The sequence below is a fragment of the Bordetella muralis genome, assembly GCF_054781015.1.
Map to the genome: position 1 here is coordinate 635,837 of NZ_BAAGVF010000006.1, position 21,677 is coordinate 657,513.

The 21,677-nt window shown below is 59.7% G+C and carries 18 protein-coding genes; 7 read left to right on the top strand and 11 right to left on the bottom strand.

Annotated features, from left to right (window positions below; translation table 11 throughout):
- Positions 1 to 31 precede the first annotated feature (31 nt).
- A complete protein-coding gene (locus tag ACYVIT_RS13960; protein ID WP_415805156.1) occupies positions 32 to 316 on the top strand; it encodes a MatE family transporter in 285 nt (94 codons plus the stop codon).
- A gap of 106 nt (positions 317 to 422) precedes the next feature.
- Here the strand turns inward: ACYVIT_RS13960 and ACYVIT_RS13965 are convergent, their stop codons facing one another.
- Positions 423 to 701 carry a hypothetical protein gene (locus ACYVIT_RS13965; RefSeq protein ID WP_415805157.1) on the bottom strand — a complete coding sequence of 93 codons (279 nt, stop codon included), beginning with the start codon at positions 699 to 701 and terminating at the stop codon, positions 423 to 425.
- Between the two features lie 94 nt (positions 702 to 795).
- Here ACYVIT_RS13965 and ACYVIT_RS13970 point away from each other — a divergent pair, with 94 nt between their 5' ends.
- Complete coding sequence (locus ACYVIT_RS13970; RefSeq protein WP_415805158.1) at positions 796 to 1,821, top strand: FUSC family protein; 1,026 nt, start codon at positions 796 to 798, stop codon at positions 1,819 to 1,821.
- A 25-nt stretch (positions 1,822 to 1,846) separates the two neighbouring features.
- On the opposite strand, the gene ACYVIT_RS13975 is transcribed toward ACYVIT_RS13970, so the two are convergent.
- Genes ACYVIT_RS13975 through ku form a run of 3 tightly spaced genes read right to left on the bottom strand, consistent with a single transcriptional unit; the run spans position 1,847 to position 5,631 of the window.
- Positions 1,847 to 2,104, bottom strand: a complete 258-nt coding sequence (locus ACYVIT_RS13975; RefSeq protein WP_415805159.1) for a DUF1488 family protein — start codon at positions 2,102 to 2,104, stop codon at positions 1,847 to 1,849.
- Positions 2,105 to 2,143: 39 nt separating this feature from the next.
- Positions 2,144 to 4,693: a DNA ligase D gene (ligD, locus tag ACYVIT_RS13980; protein WP_415805160.1), complete on the bottom strand. Its 2,550-nt coding sequence runs from the start codon at positions 4,691 to 4,693 to the stop codon at positions 2,144 to 2,146.
- Positions 4,694 to 4,695: 2 nt separating this feature from the next.
- Positions 4,696 to 5,631: a non-homologous end joining protein Ku gene (gene ku, locus ACYVIT_RS13985; protein ID WP_415805161.1), complete on the bottom strand. Its 936-nt coding sequence runs from the start codon at positions 5,629 to 5,631 to the stop codon at positions 4,696 to 4,698.
- Between the two features lie 89 nt (positions 5,632 to 5,720).
- Between ku and ACYVIT_RS13990 the strand changes: the two genes are divergently transcribed.
- Positions 5,721 to 6,122: a YkvA family protein gene (locus tag ACYVIT_RS13990; protein ID WP_415805162.1), complete on the top strand. Its 402-nt coding sequence runs from the start codon at positions 5,721 to 5,723 to the stop codon at positions 6,120 to 6,122.
- Positions 6,123 to 6,462: 340 nt separating this feature from the next.
- A complete protein-coding gene (locus ACYVIT_RS13995) occupies positions 6,463 to 8,691 on the top strand; it encodes an NADP-dependent isocitrate dehydrogenase (protein WP_415805163.1) in 2,229 nt (742 codons plus the stop codon).
- A 159-nt stretch (positions 8,692 to 8,850) separates the two neighbouring features.
- On the opposite strand, the gene ACYVIT_RS14000 is transcribed toward ACYVIT_RS13995, so the two are convergent.
- Entirely contained in the window at positions 8,851 to 9,495 is a 645-nt protein-coding gene (locus ACYVIT_RS14000; RefSeq protein WP_415805164.1) for a glutathione S-transferase family protein, read from the bottom strand.
- A gap of 351 nt (positions 9,496 to 9,846) precedes the next feature.
- Here ACYVIT_RS14000 and ACYVIT_RS14005 point away from each other — a divergent pair, with 351 nt between their 5' ends.
- Positions 9,847 to 11,796, top strand: coding sequence for an acid phosphatase (locus tag ACYVIT_RS14005; RefSeq protein ID WP_415805165.1), 1,950 nt, complete (start codon positions 9,847 to 9,849; stop codon positions 11,794 to 11,796).
- Between the two features lie 62 nt (positions 11,797 to 11,858).
- On the opposite strand, the gene ACYVIT_RS14010 is transcribed toward ACYVIT_RS14005, so the two are convergent.
- Genes ACYVIT_RS14010 through coxB form a run of 3 tightly spaced genes read right to left on the bottom strand, consistent with a single transcriptional unit; the run spans position 11,859 to position 15,748 of the window.
- Positions 11,859 to 12,206: a hypothetical protein gene (locus tag ACYVIT_RS14010; RefSeq protein WP_415805166.1), complete on the bottom strand. Its 348-nt coding sequence runs from the start codon at positions 12,204 to 12,206 to the stop codon at positions 11,859 to 11,861.
- A 6-nt stretch (positions 12,207 to 12,212) separates the two neighbouring features.
- Positions 12,213 to 14,762, bottom strand: coding sequence for a cbb3-type cytochrome c oxidase subunit I (locus ACYVIT_RS14015; protein WP_415805167.1), 2,550 nt, complete (start codon positions 14,760 to 14,762; stop codon positions 12,213 to 12,215).
- Complete coding sequence (gene coxB, locus ACYVIT_RS14020; protein ID WP_415805168.1) at positions 14,759 to 15,748, bottom strand: cytochrome c oxidase subunit II; 990 nt, start codon at positions 15,746 to 15,748, stop codon at positions 14,759 to 14,761. Before coxB ends, ACYVIT_RS14015 begins: the two co-directional genes overlap by 4 nt.
- Before the next feature lie 115 nt (positions 15,749 to 15,863).
- On the opposite strand from coxB, the gene ACYVIT_RS14025 reads away from it, so the two are divergent.
- Together ACYVIT_RS14025 and ACYVIT_RS14030 are read left to right on the top strand one after the other, a co-directional pair.
- Entirely contained in the window at positions 15,864 to 16,268 is a 405-nt protein-coding gene (locus tag ACYVIT_RS14025; protein ID WP_415805169.1) for a c-type cytochrome, read from the top strand.
- Between the two features lie 22 nt (positions 16,269 to 16,290).
- Positions 16,291 to 17,154 (top strand): c-type cytochrome, encoded by an 864-nt coding sequence (locus tag ACYVIT_RS14030; RefSeq protein WP_415805170.1) that lies wholly within the window; start codon positions 16,291 to 16,293, stop codon positions 17,152 to 17,154.
- A 432-nt stretch (positions 17,155 to 17,586) separates the two neighbouring features.
- On the opposite strand, the gene ACYVIT_RS14035 is transcribed toward ACYVIT_RS14030, so the two are convergent.
- The 3 genes from ACYVIT_RS14035 to ACYVIT_RS14045 all read right to left on the bottom strand — a co-directional run bounded on the left by ACYVIT_RS14035 (position 17,587) and on the right by ACYVIT_RS14045 (position 21,334).
- A complete protein-coding gene (locus ACYVIT_RS14035; RefSeq protein ID WP_415805171.1) occupies positions 17,587 to 18,066 on the bottom strand; it encodes a hypothetical protein in 480 nt (159 codons plus the stop codon).
- Between the two features lie 236 nt (positions 18,067 to 18,302).
- The gene (locus ACYVIT_RS14040) at positions 18,303 to 19,688 is read right to left on the bottom strand and encodes an NYN domain-containing protein (protein ID WP_415805172.1); all 1,386 of its coding nucleotides are present in this window, start codon (positions 19,686 to 19,688) and stop codon (positions 18,303 to 18,305) included.
- Positions 19,689 to 19,765: 77 nt separating this feature from the next.
- Positions 19,766 to 21,334 (bottom strand): TerC family protein, encoded by a 1,569-nt coding sequence (locus tag ACYVIT_RS14045; protein ID WP_415805173.1) that lies wholly within the window; start codon positions 21,332 to 21,334, stop codon positions 19,766 to 19,768.
- Positions 21,335 to 21,677 lie beyond the last annotated feature (343 nt).

Here is a 21,677-nt window from a genome sequence, read left to right on the forward strand (position 1 = left end):
CCGTGTTTTTCCAACCCGCCGGAGCTCCATCATGACGACACCTGCCACCTCTCGAGACCCCTACGGGCCCAGCGATTCGTCGGACTCAGCCAATGATCGGCCCGCGGAGCCTGCCGACAGCGATGCCGCAGGTACCGGCGAACGCGCTTCGGCCGAACCGCCGACTATCCAGGATGACATAGCGCGCGATATAGATACCGACCAAGAGGTCAATGCCGATGAGGCTGGCCTGTCGCGAGCCCCGGTTGATCCCGAGCGCAACGGGGGCCTGCCTCCCGCGTCTGGTCACTCGCTCGGCGGCGAGGAGGAAGATTGATTTCTTCGAATGCGTGAATCGGGACATGCAGCGCTGAGCGTGGCGGTACGTTTCAGCGTTTGCTGTTCCGGGCTTGGCACCGTTTGCGTCGCCATGTATCGGCGCTCTACCAGGGCACCATTGCCACCAATACCGCGAACACGACAGCGATTGCGGTGAGAGCGAGCAGACGTTTTGTCTTTGGACCCATGAAATTCTCCAATCCATTCTCAGGTTTCTGCCGCGGTTTGCCGCGCAGAACACAGGCGCTTTGAAAGCAATCAACGTAGTGTTCCGATACCGGCTCCACGCCATCTATCAGCGCAAGTGCTGTGCCTGGCGTGATCGCTACAACGGAGGTCGCGGCGGCATGAATATTGCGGAATGGATATCTACTGTGACTCATTTTCTGTCGGTGATTCGTGCCTGTTCGCTTACCCCAAGCTTGGATTCAATCATGCTCTCGTATCCTCACCTATGCCGCCTCCGGTCACACGGCCGTGACGCGCGACGGCGTTCGTCTGCCGCTACAGAACATCGCTGCGGTATTGTTGGCCTACGCCTGGATGACGTGGCAAGGCTATCCCGAAATCGCATGGGGTGCATTTTCTGCGCTGTTCGTCGTGCGCGCGAGCGTAGAAGGTACCGTGAGCGAAGCGGCAGCGCGACTCATGGGCGCATTCATTGGGGTGGCGCTGGGCGTTTCACTCGTCCTCATATCGCGCAGTACATCGATGTCGCCGCTCGGAGGCATTCTGATCGGCGTCGGCATCGGGGCCTACTTGTCGGCGCGTTGGAACACGCTCAGCTACAGCCTGGTCACGGTCACTATTCTCACCGTGGCGCCAGACAACGATATCCTCAGCGGCGCCTATAACAAGTCCATGGCGATTGTCATCGGTTCGCTGTCCGGTGTCGCGGCGTCCGCCGCCGTGCTGCCCTTGTCGGCCCATCTCAGTATGCGATCCAATCTGGCGAAGTCGATCGAGATATATGGAGACCTGCTTGTCGATTGGGCGGCCGCCATGAACGAGGGGCGGCTGCGGCCAGATGTGAGTGACAGGCCTGCAATGGAGCACGCACGTTGGCGCGCCAACGATATGGCGTATCAATCGCACGCATTTCCCATGTCTTTCTGGAAGCGCCATACGGCGCACCCGCTGATCAATGACCTCGAGGGATTATGGCGCACGGTTCCGCTGATGAAGCGCGTGGGCGGGCTTACGCTATCCGAGAATATCTGTCGACGCTTGGGGCCGGCGCTAGACCAGCTGGCTGCTGCGGCAAATGAACAAATCGCTGGATTGGCCCGCGCCGTGCGCGACCGCGAGGCCGAACCTCCCGCCTGTCATACCAGCGAGCCCTTCAACCGTCTGAATCGGATCGTGGAAAGCGCAATGCGAGAGAACGCTTTCGATGCCGCGGAACTGGAAGCCGTCGAGCTGATCCGCTGGGTTTGGCATGAAGTGGCGCTGGAGTTGGACAGGTTATGCAACTGCATAAAGGCAGCAGACAAGGATGCATAGGCATGCCTCATGGCACACCCAGTCCCTACTCAAAATCCCCTGCCCCCAATAGCACACGGCCGTCCGTGGGGGTTGAGCGAACGCGGTGAGTCGCCTCTCGTACTGCATCGGCCCCACGCTCAAAGGCTTGTAAAAGTTCGACCGCGTTGTCGTCGATCGCGCCGAATTTTCGACGCAATACGTCTCCCGATATCTCGAACTGCCGCGTGACGCCAGAGATCTCCATATTGAATATCACTGCATCGCCTTGCGCCTTCGCACCGGTAGCTTTTGTGAATTTCATCGTGAACGCTCCTTATATCGTGTTGCCTTGCCCGTATCCCTATCGTGACGGATCGAAACCGAGCGCCTTCATCGCCCGGGCGATGCCTTGCGGCGCATAGTCAGCCCAGGGATCATTTCCCACGTCCAGCCGTTCATGGACGGTGGCGATCGTCCATTGCGCCGAGCTTTTCAGCGTGTTCAGTTCGTCCCACCTCACAGGCACCGAAATCGGCAGTCCCGGCCTGCCTCGCGCGGACCACGCCGCCACGGTCGTGCTGCCAAAGCCGTTTCGCAGATAGTCCGCAAAGATCTTTCCTACCCGATTGCGCGGGCCGCTCTTGGCGACGAATAGCTGGGGTATCGTGCGGGCCAGATGGCGCACGATCGCCGCCGAGAAATCCTTTACCGTGTCCCAGTCATACTGCCTGCGAATCGGTACGACAATGTGCAGGCCCTTTCCTCCGCTGGTTTTCAACCAGCTTTGCAGACCCAGTTCGTGCAGCAGCACACGGACCAATTCTGCGCCCTGCTGCACGCCTTTCCATGACATTCCTTCTCCTGGATCCAGGTCCAGTACCATGCGATCCGGTTTCGAAATTGCGGTTTTAATCGCGTTCCAGGTGTGAAACTCGACGACGTTCAATTGCGCCGCCGCCAGAATGCCCTCGGCCTTGGCGATCTCCATCAGCGGAGGATGTCCGGGTTGCAAGCGCTCGGAAAGCATTGTCACGCCCGTAATGGCAGCATCGGAGTGCTTCTGAAAAAATTGCTCTCCCTGTATGCCTGCCGGCATCCTCATGAACGACACAGGCCGCCGCTGCAGATGCTCCATCATCAAAGGCGCCACCAGTGCGTAATATCGCGCCAGGTCCAGTTTTGTCAGGCCGGACGAGGAGTCGATTACCCGTTCAGGGTGCGACAGTTTCAGCGCTTTGGCAGAGGGAACATCGCTCCGCCCCCGCCTGGGACGTCGTCCATCCGGTTTGTTGGCGACTTGCTCTGCCGGTACGGGTTTTTCTCGCACGATTTCTTCAGCCGGCTTGTCCGTACGTAATCCCTTGAACGTTGCATGGCGCACATGACCGCCCTGGGTCCATTGGGCAAACGATACTTCGCAGACCAGCTTAGGCTGCACCCAGCGGATATCTCTGCCCCCCGGAGGACGTCCGTCCGTAATGGCGGAGGTTGACTGTTCGATACGCTCGAGTTTCTGATGCAGCTCGCGCAATAGATGATCGTCGAAACCGGTTCCGACCTTGCCGGCATACCGCAAGCCTCCATCACGGCCGTGGACAGCCAGCAATAGCGCACCGAATCCCGCACGCCCTCCCTTTGGCAGGGTAAAGCCTACGATCACGAACTCCTGCCGCCGCCCGCATTTGACCTTGATCCAATCGTCCGACCGCCGTGAGACATAAGGCGCCGACGGCCGCTTGCCAATCACGCCTTCGAGACCGAGCTTGCACGCCGAGGCGACCAGGTCCGAAATCGGCTTCTCAAAAGCCTCGCTGAATCGCAGATGAGAGCCCTTCTTTGATTTGCTCATCAACTGATGCAGCAACTGACGGCGCAGCGTGAGCGGCTCGCTGCCGATATCGCGGCCTGCGATATAAGGCAGGTCAAATGCATAGAAGACGATGTCCTTTGTCCGCTCCGTGTCAAAGGCGTTCTGCAGCGATTGAAAACTGGGAATGCCCTCGCTGGAAAGCACAACGATTTCACCATCCACCCATGCGTTGCCAAAACCCGTATCGTGCTGCAGTTCGCTGAACTCGCGCACCAGGTGCGGCATTTTGGCGCTCCAGTCATGCCCGTTGCGGGTGAATAGCTTTACCTCTGTACCGTCTATCCTGGCCAGAATCCGGTATCCATCGAATTTCATCTCATACAGCCAATCCTGCGCACCGCGTGGCACGGCGTCCACCAGCGTGGCCAATTGCGGTTTCATCTGTGCCGGGAACCTCGCTGCCTTTCCGGGCAAGGTGGTTTCTCCAGACGGCGCGGAGCCATTACTTTTGGATTTCCGCTTGCCCGATGACGCCGCGGCCGGTTTCTTGTCACGCAACGGCACCACACTGTCCGGCATCTCGTCTACCACGCTGAACTCGGATTCGGATTGGGCGTACTCATCTTTTTCTTTGATCAATAGCCACGGAGGCTGCCGCTCGGACGCTTTGCTCTTGAATCGCACGAGCGCCCAGCGGCCTTGCATTTTCTTGCCCTCGAGTGCGAACTTCAGGTGTCCTGACTGATACCCTCGCCGAGGATCCCCGATCGGGCTCCAATGCCCCTCATCCCAGATGATGACCTTGCCCGCACCATACTGGCCTTTCGGTATGGTTCCCTCGAATTGGTTGTACGCCATGGGGTGATCCTCGACTTGCACCGCCATCCGCTTTACCGATGGATCAAAAGAAGGTCCTTTGGGAACCGCCCAGCTTTTCATTGTTCCATTGAGTTCCAGCCGGAAATCGTAGTGCAGACGGCTTGCCCAATGCTTCTGAATAACGAATACCAGCCCATCGCCGTTGGGATCTCCGCCACCTGATGGCTCCGGCGTCACCGAGAAATTTCGTTTCTCACGATACTTTTTCAGACTATCCGCCATGATCAGGCTGCCTTTCGCGCCGGTTTGGCGCGTTTTCCAGCCGTCGCAGTTTTACGTGCCGATGCTTTCTTTGCCGGGGATTTGCGGGCTGGTTTTTTTGCCCCGCCAGAGGCGGCCTTGCTGCGCGATGTTTTGGTTGACCCGCCCCGCCCCAGACTGCGTTGCAGCAACTCGGTCAAGTCAATGACATTATCTGCATAGGCGGGCGCCTCCTCTTGCGGCTCGATGACGGTCTCCGTTTTGCCAGCCTTCACCTTCTGCTGCACCAGATGCATGATGGCCGACTTGAACTCATCCTGGTATTGCTCCGGATCCCACTCCTCGGACATCTCGTCGACCAGCATTTTCGCCATCTTCAGTTCGGATGCACTGGGCGACATGCTTTTGTCTCCGGTCTTTGGCAGATCCAGGCCGTCCAGCGATTTCACCTCGTCGCCCCAGCGCATCAGGTTCAACACCAGCGCGTCCCCGGATGGGATCAGCGCCGCCAGATGCTGTTTTGTCTGGATGACCACCTTGGCGATGCCGATCTTTCCGGTCTTGACCAATGTGTCGCGCAACAGCGCATACACCTTATGCCCTTTGTTGATAGGCGCGATGTAGTACGGACGCTCCAGAAAGACGAATGACACCTCCTCCGCTCGGACAAACTGCTGAATTTCTATGGTCTGCGTTGTGCGCGGATAGGCTTCGGAGATTTCGTCAGGCGAGACGATGACGTACTGACCGTCCTCGTATTCGACGCCTTTCACGATATCTTTAGATTCGATTTCTTTTCCGGTTCGTTTGTTGATGCGCTTGTATCCCACCGGATCCATCGAACGCCGGTCCAGCCAGTCGAAGTCCACGCCCGATTCGGTGGTCGCCGTATGCAAGCCGACCGGAATATGGACGAGACCGAACGTGATGGCGCCTTTCCAGATGGTGCGTGTAGCCATAAGCGATTCTCCAAGGCAGTGAAACCAGTAAACTGTCTCACTCATCTACCGAGTGCCCTCAGGGCTTGCACCAAGGCCAAGCAAGTATCATGCCCACCCCGGCCAGCCCCCTGCATGTTCGTCTAAGAGCATGGGCCAAGCGTATCAAGCGAGACGGCTTGACGCTATGGTTTGCCGCCAGGCATCCGCGCACGCCCTGGTATGCCAAAGCCTTGGGCATATTTGTCGTCGCCTATGCACTCAGCCCGATAGACCTGATCCCGGATTTCATCCCTGTGCTGGGCTATCTCGACGATGTGATCTTATTGCCGGGCCTGATTTGGCTGGCAATCAAACTTTTGCCGGGCGATGTGCTGCTCGAATGCCGGGCTCAGGCAGAAGCTCGATCGAATGCAAACGAGCCCAAGCCTCGCAACTGGACCGCAGCAGTGGTCATCGTGGCAGTATGGGCCGCGCTGTCGATCGCAGCATGGCAGTGGTGGACGGTCTGAATGCAAATTCGACGATATGCCGCCCTCTCGTGTATCAGCGCCTCACTCGGCCACATTTTCCCGAGGGGAGCCGGACGGCATTAGTCTTATACAAGACCTCCCTCCAAAAATATGCAAGTCTTCTATAAGACTTTCACCACTTTTGCCTTTGTCGGGATTACAATAGGGTCTTCATGACGGCAATACCTACCCAAAGCAGTCCATAACGGGGGGATTACCGGCATGACGGGCAGACGCCTCGTGCGTCTCTCCCGTTTCACCCACCCTACGATGACATCGGCAACGGTGTCCGGCAACGCATGTCCGGATGGCGCTTGGCGCCCGGGCAAAAACGAAGACTATGGCTCTAACTCCGAAGATTATCTATACCCTCACTGACGAAGCTCCGGCGCTCGCTACCCGTTCGTTGCTGCCCATCGTTCAGTCTTTCGCTAAATCCGCTGGCATTACGGTTGAAACCCGCGATATTTCGCTGGCCGGCCGCATCATTGCCGTGTTCCCCGACTATCTGGACGATAGCCAGAAAATCGGTGACGCATTGGCCGAGCTGGGTGCGCTGGCCGTCACCCCCGACGCCAACATCATCAAATTGCCCAATATCAGCGCCTCGATGCCCCAGCTGAAAGCTGCCATCAAGGAACTGCAAGCCCAGGGCTACAAGCTGCCGGAATACCCGGACGAACCCGCCAACGACACCGAGCGTGACGTGAAAGCGCGCTACGACAAGGTCAAGGGCAGCGCCGTGAACCCCGTGCTGCGCGAGGGCAATTCGGATCGCCGCGCCCCCCTGTCGGTCAAAAACTATGCACGCAAGCACCCCCACAAGATGGGTGCCTGGGCCGCTGATTCCAAATCGCACGTCAGCCACATGGATGACGGCGATTTCTACGGCAGCGAAAAGTCGGCCACCGTGGCGACCGCCGGCGACGTCAAGATCGAGCTGACCGCCGCTGATGGCACCCAAACGGTGCTCAAGGACAAGACCCCCGTCAAGGTCGGTGAAATCATCGATGCATCGGTGCTGTCTACCGCCAAGCTGCGCAGCTTCCTGCAAGCCCAGATCGCCGACGCCAAGGCCCAGGGCGTACTGTTCTCGGTCCACCTGAAAGCCACCATGATGAAGGTCTCCGACCCCGTCATCTTTGGCCACGTGGTGTCCGTGTTCTACCGAGACGTGCTGGCTCGCCATGCCGACGCCCTGAAACAAGTCGGTTTCGATCCCAACAACGGGATCGGCGACCTGTACGCGAAGATCACCGCCCTGCCCGAGGCCCAACAGGCCGCCATCAAGGCTGACATCGACGCCGCCTACAAGGATCTGCCCGCCTTGGCCATGGTGAATTCCGATCGCGGCATCACCAACCTGCACGTGCCCAGCGACGTGATCGTCGACGCATCGATGCCGGCCATGATCCGTGATTCCGGCAAAATGTGGAACGCCGCTGGCGAACTGCAAGACGCCAAGGCTGTGATTCCGGACCGCTGCTACGCCGGTGTCTACCAAGCCGTCATCGAAGACTGCAAGGCCCGCGGCGCTTTTGATCCCGTCACCATGGGCAGCGTGCCCAACGTCGGCCTGATGGCTCAGGCTGCCGAGGAATACGGTTCGCACAACAAGACGTTCGTGATCCCCGCCGACGGTACCGTGCGCGTGACTGACGCGGCCGGCACCGTATTGCTGGAACATGCCGTTCAGGCTGGCGACCTCTGGCGCATGTGCCAGACCAAGGACGCCGCGGTGCAAGACTGGGTCAAGCTGGCCGTCACCCGCGCCCGCCTGACCAAGACGCCCGCCGTCTTCTGGCTGGACGAAAAGCGCGCCCACGACGCCCAACTGATCGTCAAGGTCAAGAAATACCTGGCCGACCACGACACCAAGGGTCTGGAACTGCATATTTTCGATCCGGTCCAAGCGACCCGTTTCTCGCTGGAACGCATCCGCGCGGGCAAGGACACCATCTCGGTGACCGGCAACGTGCTGCGTGACTACCTGACGGATCTGTTCCCGATCATGGAGCTGGGCACCAGCGCCAAGATGTTGTCCATCGTGCCGTTGATGGCCGGCGGCCAGTTGTTCGAAACCGGCGCGGGCGGCTCTGCACCGAAGCACGTGCAGCAATTCGTCGAAGAAGGCTTCCTGCGTTGGGATTCGCTGGGCGAGTTCATGGCGCTAGCCGAATCGCTGGACCACCTGGGCCGTGCCTATAACAACCCGCGCGCCAGCGTGTTGGCCCGTACCCTGGACCAGGCTACCTCGAAGTTCCTCGACAACAACAAGTCGCCCGCACGCAAGGTCGGCGGTCTGGACAACCGTGGCAGCCACTTCTACTTGGCGATGTACTGGGCTGAAGCCCTGGCCGCGCAGACCGAGGATGCCGAGTTGGCCCAGCAATTCAAGGCCCCGGCCGCCGCGTTTGGCGAGTTCGAGACCAAGATCCTGGACGAATTGAAAGCGGCTCAAGGCAAGCCCGTGGACATCGGTGGCTATTACCAGCCCAACGAAGCCAAGGCGAGCGCCGCGATGCGTCCCAGCGCCACGCTGAACAATGTGTTGGCTTCGATCGGCTGATCAGGGTGATTGAAATGGGGAGCTCACTCTCCCCGGCAAGCGGGTTGGTGACCATCCGATCCCTTTGTTGAAGCGATGTCAATGGTCTCAAGAGGCCTGAATCTGGTGCCAACCAGATTCAGGCTTTTTTATGTGTGCTTGACCGAAGAACGGCGCCGCCTACACCCAGGGGTGCTCCAACCCTTCGGCCTTCAACGCACGTTGCACGGCCGGACGCTCCAACACGCGTTGCAGATAGGGCCCCAGCGCCGGCAGATCACGCCCAGGCCGCGCATGGCCGCGCGTCCATCGGCAGAGCATCATGACATACGGGTCCAGCACGGTGTATTGCTCACCCAGAAACCACGGGCCACTGCTGCTCTTCAAATGATCGTCTAGTTGATCCAGCAGGCCTGCGATCCGTGATTCTGCATGGGCCTTGATCTGCGCGGCTGCAGCGGTGTTGCCCTCATCTACCCAGCGATCTGGATAAAAATACGAGAGCAAAGTGCTCTGCATGGTGTTGGTCAGCCACATCAGCCACTTGTAGAACTGCGCGCGTTCGGCCGTGCCCAATTCAGGTGCCAGTTTTTTGTCTGGATGCGTATCGGCCAGATGCAGGCAAATGGCCGCCGTTTCGTACAGCACCAGATCGCCATCGACCAGCACCGGAATCAAGCCGTTCGGATTGAGCTGCAGGTAGTCCGCGGATTTGTGCGCGTTGTGTGCGCGATCGACAAAGGCCAGCTCAAAGGGTTGCCCGATTTCTTCGAGCAGACAATGCGGCGTCATACTGGCATTGCCGGGGTGGTAGAAAAGTTTCATCGCGATTAATTCGTTTGTTGTCAGGGTGAGCTCATCAGGCAAGCAAGTAAGCACGCGGACCACCTTGCCTCTATGGAGGGCCAGCATAGGGCAGGTCCGTCTCGTGGTCAATGATCGGCCGAGCGCTGAGCCACCCGTAAAACGTAGGCGAGGCAGAAGGCATTACGCCCACAAAAAACTTCGTACGACGTCAACGGGATGACTCAGTCACGTTCATCGGCGCCCTTGTCACACGAAACGTCATCAGCATTACACAATTAGTTCTTAGCATGGCGGACTTTTCAACCGTTGTTGATTGTCATGCACGCTAAATCTACTTTTGCCCGCCCCTTCCCTGTCTATGCGCTACGCATGACCACGCTCGCCGTCATGATGGCCTTGTCCGCATGCGGCAGTGGCAGCGATGATGACGATGACGACGAAGTATCCCCGGGTGGCGACTATGTCATTCCCGCCGCCCCTGCCGGTCTGGGATACGCAGACACGGCACCGCTGCCCTCTGGCGTTCAATATTATGTCGATACCGCAGTGACCAACGTACGCGGCGATGCGTGCCATGCCACGATCGAAACCAATGCAGGCGTACGCGTACTGCAAGGCTTCTTGAAAGTCTGGGAACCCAGCACGCGCCTGGTTGACGCCGGCGTATCGGCTGACGCCAAAAACGGATGCACAGGTTTTGAGGCATCCGACTGGAGCGGCATTCCCAACGACACCACCGACGGCAAGGTCACCAATGCCGCCGTCCATGCCGAAAACATCGCGTTTTCAGCACGCACCACGCAAAACCGTACAGCCGCGCAGGAACTGGCCGCCTACCTCGATGACCGTCGCGGCAAGAACTACAGCGTGACCGACGGCATGGGCCCGTTGACAGACTACTGGCGCACCGCTGCACAGCAGACCTCGACATTCGCCGGCGCAATGTCGATTCCGACGGAATCCTATGTCACCAAGCAGGACGATTCGGGCAACAACACGGGTGTGGGCGGTGCTGCCAACCCCTCATTCGGCACGGTCATCTCCTTTGTGCAAAGCATGGGTGCCGACGCGTCGACCGAGCCCAGCAAGCGCTTTTATAAATACGCACGTCCGTGGCGCTGGAGCACCGATGTCATCGTCGCGCCCTCGCTGGAAACCGCCAAGAGCAGCTCGCCGGGCACCGATGGCGGCTATCCGAGCGGCCACACGGCCGAAGCCGTACGCAACGCCATTGCCATGGCGTACGTTGTGCCCGAGCGTTTCCAGGAAATGATCGCGCGCAGCATGGAGCTGGGCTACAACCGCATCATGGCGGGCATGCACTCGCCTCTGGATGTGACAGGCGGCCGCATCCTGGGCACGGCCTCGGCGGTGGCCAACATCTATAACAGCGATGCGGGCGTCCGTCAGGCAGCATTTACGCAGGCGCACGAGACATTGCAAGCCGCCGTTGGCGCTGCGACGGTCGAAGACTTCTACCAGTTTGCCCATTCGCAAGACGTGTCGAAAGACCGCTTTGCCGACCATGCTGCCAACGCCAGCACCTATCGGTATCGCCTGACCTGGGATTTTGAACGCACCAGCGATGCGGACAGCGAAGCCGTCGTCCCCAAAGGCGCCGAAGTCGTGTTGGAAACACGCCAACCGTACCTGACTGCTGATCAACGCCGCGTCGTGCTCAAGACCACTGCCCTGCCCGCCGGCTACCCCGTGCTGGATGACGAGGAAGGCTACGGCCGACTGAACCTGTTTGCTGCCGCCGACGGCTATGCAGCATTCAATGGCGATGTCACCGTGACCATGGATGCCAGCCAAGGCGGCTTTAACGCCATGGACAGCTGGCGCAATGACATCACAGGCGCAGGCAAACTGACCAAGGACGGCACAGGCACACTGGCCTTGACCGGCGCCAACGAATACAGTGGTGGCACGGAGATCGCGCAAGGCACGCTGCGTGCAGACTCGGCATCAGCCCTTGGCGCGGGCGCCGTGTACGTCGATGGCGGTACGTTGGAAGTCAACGCCGACGACACCGTGCAAGTGAAAGCCAGCTACACCCAACTGAGCAACGGCACGCTGTCCGTCAACCTGGGCAAGGACAACGCAGGTCAACTGACGGTGTCAGGCGTAGCCGCACTGGCGGGCACACTGCGTGTCGAGTTTGCCGAGGACTTTATCCCGGCAGTGGGCCAAACGCTGACCGTGCTGAACGCGCAGGGCCTGCATGGTCAATTCGATAACGTGAGCGTCGACGGCTACAAAGCCACCGTGACGTATGACGCAGGCACTGTTCAAGTTCACCTGGATTCAGAGGCCTGATAAGTGTAGCGACGGTGCGATGCAACACAACGGCATCGCGCCGTCGCGGTTCTTAAAGCGCGTCAGTCGCATTCCGCTACGAGAAACACCGGCATCGTTTGCCAAACAACCGCCATGGCCGACAGCAGGCATAGCGTGCTGGTCAGCTTGGCGTGAAATGCCGACTGGCCGCTGGATACGGTGCGCCGGTTCTGGCGTATCGCAACCCACGCCATGGCGCACAGCGCCAGCACGCTGGCCAGCAGAATCATCCACGAGGAGACCGGCAAGGTCATCCAGGTCACGGCCAGCCAAGACTGCGGCCGCGCGCAGCGCAGCGCGTTGAGAGTGTAGATCGACAGAAAATGCGCCAGCCATATCATAGGGCCGGAAATCAGGAACCATAGTTCGATCGAGAATCTATTGCGCATGGCCGTCTACCCCACCGCCAGCCGCGGGAAACCATGGACGATTCCCAAGCCGATTAGGCTCTGCGCCACGGCGTAATGCCACATGATCAGCGTCGAATCCAGCGTCGCACGCCGTACCACACTCAATCGCCCCGCTACACTGCGCGCAATCGTGAACGCCCCCATTATGCCGACCAGCACGGCAAACGTGCTTTGCAGGCCTGCCAAGGCAAACACCACGGCGGCGTAGGCAGAGTCCGTCGGTCGTAAACCGTGTTGCCAGTGCGTGTGTACCTCGAGTGCGCTGGCAGCCAACAGCAATATCATGCCGGCCAGCAAGCACCCTCTCAGCAGCAGCGCCCTATCCTGCCTGAGACTGCGCGCCGCGCGCATCGCCAGGGCGCTTGCCCCCACCAACAGGCATGCCGACACCGCGGGCCATAGCAGACCGGGCAGTGCTTGCACAGCAGGCCAGACATCCGCCGAGGTGAGCCACAAGAACAGGTACGCAAAGACCAATGCGCCAAAGATGCTGATGCAGACGACGATCAGCATCATCATGGCCCACCATGCATGCGACGCGCTGCCCATACATCGCATCGGTAAACGAATACCTGCCCCGATATCAATAGGCGGCACATCGGGCGCGCTATCGGCATCCCATAACCACCGCCACAGCGACGCGACAGCCACCACACCGCACGCCGCCGCAGGCACGATGGCCTTGAACGTCAACAACAGGAAAAAGCCCGCCGTGCCCAGCGCAGCCAATAACGGCGACCACCCCGGGCCAGGCAGATGCAACACGTACTCGGGCCGGGCATCCAGTGCATTAGTCACCAGCGTCGAACGCACACCGGCTGGCACGTTAGGCAGATAGTATCTGCCGGCGGCCACGTCGTCCTCGATTCCGGGTTGATCCCAGAGCGGTTCACGCGACGTCACGATGGGAATACTGCGCACCCCATAATCGGCGCTGGGCAGCCACTCCAACGTGCCGGCGTCCCACACATTGCCGGCATTCTTTTTACTGCTGGGCCGGAAATTGCGCGCCATATCCCAAAGAAACACCAACACACCCACGGCAATGAGATACGCGCCTATGGTAGACAGCATATTCAGCGACCCCCACCCTTGGCTCTCTGCATAGGTGTACACGCGACGCGGCATGCCCGCCAACCCGGTGAAATGCATCGGGAAAAAGGCCAGGTTGAACCCCCCGAACATCAACCAGAACGACCAGCGCCCCAGGCGTTCAGACAGCGGTCTGGTACTGACGAATGGCATCCAGTAATAGAACGCCGCAAACAGCGGAAAGACCATGCCGCCGAACAACACATAATGCAGATGCGCCACAATGAAATAGGTGTCATGGGCCTGCAAATCGAACGGAATGACAGCCACCATCACGCCCGTCAACCCACCCAGCACAAAAATGAAAAAGAAGCCCATGATGAACAACATGGGCGTCTTCATGGGACGCAAACGCACCGCAGCCGCAATCGTTGCGATCCAGGCGAACACCTGAATGGCAGTCGGCACAGACACCGACATGCTGGCCGCCGAGGCGAAACTCAATGACATCGGCTCGATACCGGTGGCAAACATGTGATGCACCCACAGCCCGAAACTCAGGAACGCCGTGCCGATCACGGCCATCACCACCAATCGATATCCCACCAATGGCACGCCCGTCATGGCGGGGATGATCATGGACACCATGCCCGCGGCTGGCAGAAAAATAATATAGACCTCCGGGTGGCCAAAGAACCAGAACAAATGCTGCCACAGCAAGGGGTCACCGCCACGCTCGGCGATGAAGAACGGCATATCGAATGCACGCTCCAATTCCAATAGTGCCGTGGCCACTATCACCGCCGGAAACGCAATGATGACCATCCCGCTGAACACCAGCATCACCCACGCGTAAATCGGCATCTTGTCCAGCGACATGCCAGGCGCGCGCGTGCGCAAAATCCCGATGGCCAACTCGATGGCGCCCGCGATGGCAGAGATCTCGATAAAGCCGATTCCCAACAACCACAAGTCCGCATTGACGGCGGGCGAATACTGCGTGCTGGTGAGCGGCGGATACATGAACCACCCGCCATCCGGGGCCAGACCAAAAAACAGACTGCAGAAAAACACCACTCCGCCCACGGCATAGGCCCAGTACGCATAGGCCGACAAACGGGGAAACGGCAGATCGCGCGCGCCCAGCATGTTGGGCAAGAGCATCACGGCCACCGCCTCTACGGCCGGCACTGCGAACAAGAACATCATCACCGTGCCATGCATCGTAAACAACTGGTTGTACAGCTCATGACTGATCAGCCCGCTCTCGGGAACTGCCAGTTGCGTGCGCATCAACAGCGCCAATACGCCAGCCAGTATGAAAAACAGCAATGCCGTCCCGACGTACAGCACGCCGATGTAGTTGTTGTTCACAACGGTGATTGCCTTGAGACCGCGCGGACGCCGCCAGACTTGCGCCAACAACTCCAGTTCACCCGCCGGCCGTGGAATGGGATTCGGCAATGGCGATGACGGGCCGGACACCGGATCATTTGTCGTCATTTGAGGCTTTCCAGATAGGTGGCCACGGCACGTAATTCCTCGCCCGACCATTGGTCGAATGACGGCATGGGATTACCCGGCTTGATGTGTTGACTGGCAGCGATCCATCCTGCCAGCGCTCCCACGTTGTTCGGCAGCGTTCCGGCCGCCAGCGTGGCGCGGCTGCCCACGTGCGTCAAATCCGGGCCCGAGGTTCCCGCGGCTGGTGTGCCGCGCACCGTATGGCACATCGAACAGGTCTGCATAAACAAGCGCTTGCCCGGTTGCAGCGCGCGTGCGGTCTCGATGGTAGGCCGCCGTTGCGCCGCCATCCATGCATCGAATGCCTCTGGCGCCAACGCATGGATCGAGAATCGCATCTTTGCGTGTTGCGCGCCGCAATACTCGGCGCATAGCCCTTCATAAACGCCGGGTTCACGTGCCTGCATTGTCATGCGATTGACATGGCCTGGAATCATGTCCAGCTTGCCGCCCAACTCCGGGGCCCAAAAGCTATGAATAACGTTGTCCGACTTCAACACCAATTCCACAGGCACGCCGGCGGGAATATGGATCTCGTTGGCCGTTTCAAACCAGAGCGAACCCGAATCATCCAGATAGCGGACGCGCCACCACCAGACCTCGCCGGTGACTTCGACCCGCAGCTTTGCCACCGGCCCCTGCTTCATCGCCGGCGAACTGAGCGTATAGACAAGCAACATGGTCAATACCAACACGGGAAACGCAATGCCCGCAACATGAATGAGCGCAGGCCGCGCTAGCCGACGGCGCATCTGCGACGGACCGAATACAGCCAGCGCGACCAATACAACCATCGCCGCAAAAATGATGGCGGCCCCCGTGAAAAGCACCTCATTTATTGCGGCCGTCTGCATCGCTGTTTCACTCGCCGGTTGCCCCTCGCGCGACAGCTGAGCGCGCGCGAACGACGGCCACATCGAAATGGACCAAGCAAACAACACCACGAAGCGTGCGGCACCAGGCATGTAGAGGCGACATCGGCGCATAAATGAAATTGACTGATGCAGGAGCATGCGCCGTACCCGGGCCAGGTATAAAACTTGCGCGCATACCGCCAATCAGGTTCAGGAGCCGAAGACCTTGCGCGAGACTGTCCGCTCTACCCTCGTTTTGCCAGCGATGTTCGCGCTGAGCTGCGTGGTTGCCTGTGGCGACGTTGAGCCGCCGCTCGCGCAAGACACGATCTCGGCCGGCCGATTGGACGAGGCCGACCTCGAGCAAGGCCGCCGCTTGATCGCCGAAAAAGGCTGTGTCGCCTGTCACGTCGTACCGCAGGTACGCAGTCCTGTATCCACCGTTGGCCCGCCGTTGAACAACATCAGGACTCGGGCCTACTTGAGCGGTTTGCTGCCTAACACCCCGGCAAACCTCGTGCAGTGGCTGCTAAATCCGCCCGCTATTAACCCTCGCACCGCCATGCCGAATGTCGGACTGAGCCAGGCACAAGCCGAGGACATTGCGGCATTCTTGATGTCATTGCCGTGAGCAACGAAAAAGGACCCTGGACATGAGAGGATGTATACGCATAGTTGTCCGCGCCCTCGGCGCGTTGGCTGTGTGCGCGTTCATTCTCGCCGGTTTGGTGGTCTATTTCGGCTGGTACGACGTCAGTGCGACCCGGCCGCATACGCCCCCGATTCATCGTTTGCTGGATATCGCCTTGGCACGCTCGGTCGCCGTGCGCGCCGATCAGATTCAGGTACCGCCACTCGACGCAGAAACTCGTATTCAGAATGGATTCGAACTATTTCGCGCGCACTGCGTGCAATGTCACGGCGCACCAGGGACGGCTCCGGCCCCGTACGCACTGGGCTTGAACCCTGCCCCCGCGTCATTGGTCGCCAGCGCCCGCGATCGCCCGGCGGCCGAAATCTACTGGATTGTCCGGGAAGGCATCAAAATGACCGGCATGCCGGCCTGGAAATACCGGCTGACCGATACGCAGATGTGGGACGTCGTCGCCTTCATGCGAGTACTGCCGGCCTTGTCACCTGTAGCGTATCGACAATGGGACGAAAAACCCGCACGCCTGTCACCCCGGGCAGCGTCGCAGGACCCCACGGCGACAGGCGATTCACGGATCGGCGACGTGACCGCGGGACGCCAAGCGGTGGAGCAATATCTATGCGCGACGTGCCATGTGATTCCCGACGTGGTGGGCGCCTCTCACCATGTGGGCCCGCCGTTGGCAGGCATCGCGCAACGGCCATTCATCGCTGGCGTACTGTCCAACAATCCAGAAAATATGCGGCTATGGTTGATGGCGCCCACCACGATCAAGCCTGGCACGGCGATGCCGGACTTAGGCATCAGCGGTCAGGACGCTCGTGACATTGCCGCATTCCTGACTACGCTGTCCGAGTCTCCCTAGACGGCATACCTCGGCCTTAAGGCTTGCTTCGCGCTCCCGATCCGCGGTTGCGTTGACTCTGTTGGTCCTGCCCTGTGCCGATCTGGGAGACGTGGCCTTCCTTTTTACTGCGATTCTGCGTGTCTCGATGACTGGTTTGCGCTTCGCGCGCCGTATCGTCATCGGAGGGGTTAGGCTTACTCTGTGGCTGTTTCATCGTCGATGTCCTATTGAGTTGAGACCCAGGACATGGCAAGTACCATGCCGACGATCACACGTCAGGGGCGAAGCGGGGCCTCGCACCTCTTGTGTACTTTTTACCGCCTGTACTCGGGCCTGCCTGGTGCAGATTGCCGCCCGCGACCTACGTAGCCGGCGTAGCCACGCAGCCGGCCCCGCAGACATAGCCGACATCATTCCGAAGACTTGCTTTGAACGCGCTGCTTGCTTAAGTCAGGGGGCCATTTCTTCATCGCGCCGTCCTTGCACCACCGCTTTGAACAGTGCGGCTATCGCCGCGGCAAACGCCTCGTCGAACCATGGGTTGGCGCCGCTCACTGCCACCACAATGCCATCAATGCAGACACTGCCCCACACACGGCCGTCTTTAGCCTGCAGCAAATGCGGCTTTAACGCCCAGACCTCGTGGCTGGACAGGCCTGTGCGCCAACTGATCCTTGCCTTGCCCCGCGCAAACGCCCCATAGTCCGCATCCCACTCTTCAGGGTTGCCCAGGCTTTCCTCATACAGGATCGCGTCGGCGAAATCGCAACCGCCAGGTTTGGCCAACGGGTTCATGATTACCACGTGCAAGAAACCACTCTCGCCCACGTTTGCGTCCGACAGGGCGGCATCGAGCATCGGCCGCGCCAAACGGACGGCTTGAACTGCGGCATCACGATCCCAGTAGGCAGCGAGAGGGGCAGACGGCATGACAGATTCCTTGCTCGGATATTGGGGCCAAACAGGTGAGCAAGCGTCGTTCCTGCCGTATTTCTGCTCGGTGTCATTTCGACCAATACCGAGCAAAACAGTCATGGATATCGTTTTAAACCCTATAAAACGATATCCATGACGAAAACCGGTAAATTGAAATGACCGCAGATTGCTCAGGACGGATAGCTTTGCCCGTCGCGCCCCGCGCAATATGCTCTGCCCCGCACCTCAGCTCAAGACTCCGAGTTGTTCGCAGTCTTGCGAGGCCGGCGAGTCCGTGTCGTCGTGCTGCGAGCAGTCTTACGTGCGGTTTTTTTGGGGGTGTCTGATGCGGGCGCGGCAGACTCACTCTCAGCTGGCGACGCCATGCCAGCGTCGGGAGCGATAACTTCGGCGTGCACGTTGTCCTGGGGAACTATTTCTCCCGGCTCGGTGCCCTTGCTGGCGCGACGCGTTCGGGGGCGGCTGCGCTTCGCAGCAATGGGCTCGCTCGTGCCAGGATCCTCAGGCGGCGCAGAGGCGACTGCCGCAGCGTCACCGCCACTTGGCTCGGCTGCTGCTCGCGGCTCCAGGACATCGGGATACTTCGGCTGCTCGATCAGCGGCGCGCCGGGCTCGTCCGCAGTACGTTCCTGACGACCGGCATCGACATCATTGAACACACGGTTCTGATCAGCGTGCTGAATGGGCTGCTGTGCAGTTTCCTTGCCTGCCCCTTCGGCTCGACGGCCGCCTCGAGTTCTGCGCGTTGGTTTGGCACGTGGCTCATCCTGTATAGCGGCAGGCGCGCCAGCCCCGCTGCGATACACATAGGCGCTGGAGTTTTCCTCGCGGCCGACCTCAAGAAACCCGCGCGATTGCGCCTCATCCAGCAAGTTTCCAAAGGCGCGAAAGCCATAATACGACTCGTTGAAATCGGGCCGGCGGCGTTTTAGCGCGTCTTTGAGCACGGACGCCCAGATTTTGCCGCTATCCCCGCGCTCGGCCATCAGGGCCTCGAACGTCTCGACAACCATCTCGACCGCTTGTGTCTTGCGCTGCTCCTGCTCTTCTTTCCGTTTGCGCTCTTCCTCTGGGGTACGGCGCTGACTCGAGCTGGAGGCGCCCCGATTATCTCGACGGGACTCCGCCTTGCGCTGGCCTTCTCTGGCGAGATCATCATAGAAAATGAACTCATCGCAATTGGCAACCAGCAGGTCGGACGTGGACTGCTTGACGCCCACGCCGATGACCTTCTTGTTGTTTTCCCTCAGTTTTGAAACCAACGGCGAAAAATCGGAATCCCCGCTGATAATCACAAAAGTATCAACGTGCGACTTCGTATAGCAAAAGTCCAGCGCGTCTACGACCAGGCGGATGTCGGCGGAATTTTTCCCCGACTGCCGCAGGTGCGGAATTTCGATCAACTCGAAATTGGCCTCGTGCATAGGAGATTTGAACTCCTTGTAACGCTCCCAGTCGCAATAGGCTTTCTTGACGACAATGCTGCCTTTGAGCAGCAACCGTTCCAGCACGGGGCGAATATCGAATTTCTGGTACTTCGTGTCGCGCACACCGAGCGCAACGTTTTCGAAGTCGCAGAAAAGCGCCATGCTGACGCTTTCGTTGGAATTGTTCACAAAATCTCCTGATGCACCTCATGTCAATGGCGCAGAGGTAGCCGCTATTTTGACATGCCGGCGGCATAGCCGGCGCATCATGCCGGCTCATCCGGGCCGGCGATCCGCTCGGCACGGACTTGGCTGATGCGCAAGCCATCACGCTGGGTCACCTCGAACGTCCACTCGCCCCAGCGGATGGTTTCCCCCACCTCCGGCAAGCGCTCCGCCACCCTCAATAGCGCACCGGCCAAGGTAGCGTCGGGCAACGAGGGATGCATTTCCGGACTCGCCAGCAGTAATCGTACTTCTTCAATAGGCATGGCGGCGTCCAGCAACCACGTCTCATCGGCGAGCCTCGTCGCCTGCGGGGGCTCGTCCGCGTCTTCCGGCAGGTCTCCGCCCACAGCCGCCAGCACATCCAGCGGCGTGGCCAAGCCTGCACATCCACCATGCTCGTCCACGACGATCAACATATGTTCGCGCGATTGGCGCAACACATCCAGTACCTTCAGCACCGGCGTGCTTTCGAGGATGTAATAGGGTTTGCGCGCCAGCTCAACCAGATCGATCGCGTTGGGCAACTGCAGCTTGTGCAGCAGATCCTTGAAATGGACAACGCCGATGACATTGGCCGGATCGCCGTCGCACAAAGGCATGCGCGCATGGCCAGCGGAAAATTTCTTGACGATGGCATCCACGGGATCCTTGATGTCCAGCCAGACCATCTCGCCGCGCGGCACCATGATGGACCTCACGCTGCGGGTGCCTATGCCCAACACACGCTCCACCAGTTGGCTTTCTTCCGGAGCAAAGCCGGGCTCGCCGGCACCATCGACCAGGGCAGCCACGTCCTCCACGGCATTCTGGTCCGCCGGACTCTTTCCGCCTCGCAGCAATCGCAACACAGCTTGCGCCGTACGCTGACGGCCGGTCAGATTCTGCGTGCGCCGGCTGCGGTTGCGGCGGGCCAACTGGTTGCAGGCCTCCACCACGACTGAAAAGCCAATCGCGGCATACAGATAGCCCTTGGGCACATGAAAACCCAGACCTTCGGCCACCAGGCTGAAACCGATCATCAGCAACAAGCCCAGACACAAGATCACCACCGTCGGGTGGCGATTGACGAACGCCATCAACGGACGGCTGGCCAGCATCATGACTGCCATCGCGACCACCACGGCAATCATCATGATGCTCAATTCCTGCACCATGCCAACGGCGGTAATGACAGAGTCGAGCGAGAACACCGCGTCCAGTACGACGATTTGCAGAATGACCTGCCAGAACACGGCATGCTGGACTTTCTGGCTCTCGCCGTGCGCCCTGCCCTCGACCCGTTCGTGCAGCTCCATGGTCCCCTTGAACAGCAAAAACAGGCCCCCCAGGATCAGGATCAGATCCCGGCCGGAAATCTCGGCCCCGAACGCGGTAAACAGGGGTTCGGTCAGCGTGACCACCCAGGCGATACTCGCCAGCAGGCCCAGACGCATCAGCATCGCCAGCGTCAAGCCGATGACGCGCGCGCGATTGCGCTGCTCGGGCGGCAATTTATCGGCCAGGATGGCGATAAAGACCAGGTTGTCGATACCCAGGACAACTTCCAGAATAATCAGTGTTGCCAGACCCAACCACGCAGTGGGGTCGGCCATCCAGTCAAAAAACATGCAGAGATCCTAGTAAAGGAAAAGGGCAATAGCAGTCGTCACGGCGCGATGCGGCCGCAATAGAGGACAAATCCGGGGTCAACATGCGCGAGGCCGGCCGAGCGCTGCGATGGCGCCAGGCGGGGCCAGGCCCCGGTCTCGATAGAGGTAGAGATGCACGAGCGGCCGTCGTGCTTGGCGCCATGGCCAAGCCTGTGCCTCGTGAGAGGAAAAAGACTGCGCGAGGGGCAAGGCCCTCAGAGGGAGGCGCCGCAGCTTGATCACTCGCGGCGCGGGGGTACTAGGAGGCTCGTTGCTCATAAAAGAGGACGCGCCAGTCTCGGCCTATCACAGCCGTCCAGAC